This is a genomic window from Methylobrevis pamukkalensis, assembly GCF_001720135.1.
GTDB lineage: Bacteria > Pseudomonadota > Alphaproteobacteria > Rhizobiales > Pleomorphomonadaceae > Methylobrevis > Methylobrevis pamukkalensis.
In genome coordinates, this window is sequence record NZ_MCRJ01000209.1 from 1 (window position 1) to 3,338 (window position 3,338).

Sequence of the window (3,338 nt, forward strand, 5' to 3'; positions counted from 1 at the left end):
GGCTGCCTGTCGGGCCTTCCCGAGATTTGCACCACCTTCAAGACCTATCTCTCGACGCTGAAATTCTGCATCTCGGTCTGGCTGCTGACACTGGTGATCGGCTTCACCGTCTCCTACTTCCTCGTCTTCCACGTGAAGAGACGACGATGCAGATCGTGCTGGCACTGATCTGCACCATTCCCTTCTGGACCTCCAACGTGATCCGCATGATTTCATGGATCCCGCTGCTCGGCCGCAACGGTCTCGTCAATCAGGGGCTGGTCGGCTCCGGCCTGATCGACACGCCGCTCGACGGCCTGCTCTATTCGGATTTCTCGGTGATCCTCGCCTTCGTGCACCTCAACACGGTGTTCATGATCATCCCGCTGCTCAATTCCATGTCGCGCATCGACAAGTCGCTGATCGAGGCGGCCTATGACGGCGGCGCCAGCGGCTGGCAGACCCTCGTCAACGTGGTCATCCCGCTGTGCAAGACCGGCATCACCATCGGCTCGATCTTCGTGATCACCATCGTGATGGGCGACTACATCACCATCGGCGTGATGGGCGGCCAGCAGATCGCCTCGGTCGGCAAGATCATCCAGGTGCAGACCAACTTCCTGCAGTTCCCGCTGGCCGCGGCCAACGCGATCGTGCTGCTGGGCGCGGTGCTGCTGATGATCGTCGCGCTGACCCGCTTCGTCGACATCCGCAAGGAACTCTGAGCCATGGACAGCCGTCCCGCCTCCTTCTACTGGCTCGCCGCCTTCTTCACGCTGTTCGTCCTCTTCCTCTACGGGCCGACGATCACCATCCTGATCCTCTCATTCCAGGGGCCGGGCGGCGGCCTGACCTTTCCGATGCAGGGCGTGTCGCTGCACTGGTTCGAGCAGCTGTTCCGCGGAATCGGGGTGGTCGACATCGGCAGCGCCTTCTGGAACTCGCTGATCCTCGGCGGCATCGTCACGGTGATCACCGTGGTCGCGTCGGTGATGGCCGGCCTTGCCTTCCGCCGCCGCTTCTACGGTTCGGGCGCGCTGTTCTACGTGGCGATCGCCAGCCTGATCATTCCCTCGATCGTCGTCTCGCTCGGCATCGCGCTGGAATTCCGCATCTTCGACGACAGCATCAAGGCGATCGGCGATGCCTACGAGATCGAGTGGATCTGGCAGAACTACACGACGATGATGGGCATCTATTCCTCCGGTCTCGGCGCCCACCTCACCTGGACCTTCCCCTTCGGCCTCCTGATCATGTTCGCCGTGTTCAACCGCTTCAATCCCGCCTACGAGGAGGCCGCGCGCGACCTTGGCGCCACCCCGTGGCAGACCTTCGCCCACGTGATCCTGCCGATCATCGCCCCCTCGATCTTCGGCGTCGCCCTGTTCGGCTTCACCCTGTCGTGGGACGAGATCGCCCGCTCCAGCCAGGCGATGGGCGCCGACAGCACCCTGCCGATCACCCTGCGCAGCCTCACCACCACCGTGACCACCCCGGCGATCTACGCCCTCGGCACGCTGACGACCATGATCTCGCTGATCGTGATCGTCTCGCTGCTGACCGCCCTCGTGGTGGTCCGCCGCCGGCAGGCACGACGCGGCTCCGACGCCGGAAAGGGTGTGATGTGACGAACGCGGGCACCAGCGGACGCGATGTCGAGATCGGCGTTGCCACCGCCGACGAGGTCGCGGCCATGGTGGACTGGGCCGCCGCCGAGGGCTGGAACCCCGGCCTCGGCGATGCGCCCCTCTTCCGCCTTGCCGACCCGGAAGGCTTTCTCGTTGCCCGGGTGGACGGGGAGATGGCGGCGACGATCTCGCTGGTGAGAAGCGGCGCCTTCGCCTTCCTCGGCTTCTACATCTGCCGGCCGGACCTGCGCGGCCGTGGCATCGGCAAGCGGCTCTGGGACGCGGCGCTTGCCGCCTGCCGCGCGACGACCATCGGCCTCGACGGCGTTGTCGCCCAGCAGGCGAATTATGCGAAGGCCGGCTTCGCGCTCGCCCATCGCAACATCCGCCACGAGGGCGTCGTTGCCCGCCTCGCGCCGGAAGATGGCCGGCTGATCGTGCCGGAGGGTGAGGCGCTGATCGCGGCGGTGACGGAGTATGATGCACCGCTCTATCCGGGCCCGCGCGCCGGCTTCGTCCGCGCCTGGCTGACCGCGCCGCGACATGGCGCTCTTGCCTTCGCCGACGCGGGCGAGGTCCGCGGCTATGGCGTGATCCGCCCCTGCCAACGCGGCTGGAAGATCGGGCCGCTGCTGGCCGACACGCCGGGGATCGCCGATGCGCTGTTTGCGGCCCTTGCGCAGAGGGCCGGCGGCGATGTCGTCGTGCTCGACACGCCGGAGCCGAATGCCGCCGCGCTGCGCCTGACCGCCCGCCACGGGCTGACGCCGGCCTTCGAGACGGCGCGGATGTATCGCGGGCCGCGCCCGACCTGGCCCTTTCCCGGATCTTCGGCATCACCACCTTCGAACTCGGGTAGCGCATCGGCCCGAAAAGCGGATTGCGGTTTTCGGACAAGCCGATGCAAAAGCCAGCATCACGCGCCGGCCCGGCCGGCCGGACCCCTGACACCAGACTCCAGACCCCTTCGGCAGTGTCCATGAAGATCCATCTCGTCAATCCGAACACCACCGCCTCGATGACCGACAAGGCCGCCGCCGCCGCCCGCGCCGTGGCAGCCCCCGGCACCGTCATCCTTGCCCGCACCTCGCGGAACGGCCCGGCGTCGATCGAGGGGGTCTATGACGGTGCCCTCGCCGTACCCGGCCTCATGGTGGAGATCGCCGCCGCCGAGGCCGAGGGCGCGGCGGCCCACGTGATCGCCTGTTTCGACGACACCGGCCTCGACGCCGCCCGCGCCGCCGCCAGCGCCCCGGTGATCGGCATCGGCGAGGCCGCCTTCCATGTGGCGAGCCTCGTCTGCCACCGCTTTTCCGTGGTCACCACCCTGTCGCGCGCGGTGCCGGTGATCGAGCGCAACCTCGACGCCTACGGCCTGCGCCCCCGCTGCGCGAAGGTCCGCGCCTCGGACATTCCTGTGCTGGCGCTGGAGGACGAGGGCTCCGACGCGCGGGCCACCATCTCGGCGGAAATCGCCCGCGCACTTGCCGAGGACGGCGCCGACGCATCGTGCTCGGCTGCGCCGGCATGGCCGATCTCGCCGCCGCGCTCTCGGCCGACCACGGCGTGCCGGTGATCGAGGGCGTCGCCAGCGCGGTGAAGCTCGCCGAATCCCTCGCCGCCCTCGGCCTGCGCACCGCCAAGACCGGCCCCTACGCCCCGCCCCTGCCGAAGGCCTATGCGGGTTTCATGGCGGGATTGGCGCCGAGGGGGTGACGGGGGGACGGGTTG

General features: G+C 68.1%; 2 protein-coding genes and 2 pseudogenes. All 4 read left to right on the forward strand.

Annotated features, from left to right (window positions below; all coding sequences use genetic code 11):
• Nucleotides 1-704: pseudogene (locus A6302_RS19780) on the forward strand (ABC transporter permease); the annotation flags it as partial.
• Nucleotides 705-707: 3 nt separating this feature from the next.
• Nucleotides 708-1,607, forward strand: coding sequence for an ABC transporter permease (locus A6302_RS19785; RefSeq protein ID WP_069308457.1), 900 nt, complete (start codon nucleotides 708-710; stop codon nucleotides 1,605-1,607).
• A complete protein-coding gene (locus A6302_RS19790; RefSeq protein ID WP_342586318.1) occupies nucleotides 1,604-2,590 on the forward strand; it encodes a GNAT family N-acetyltransferase in 987 nt (328 codons plus the stop codon). The genes A6302_RS19785 and A6302_RS19790 overlap by 4 nt, the downstream gene beginning before the upstream one ends.
• Nucleotides 2,587-3,323 (forward strand): annotated as a pseudogene (locus tag A6302_RS19795) (aspartate/glutamate racemase family protein). The gene A6302_RS19790 and the pseudogene A6302_RS19795 overlap by 4 nt, the downstream one beginning before the upstream one ends.
• Nucleotides 3,324-3,338 lie beyond the last annotated feature (15 nt).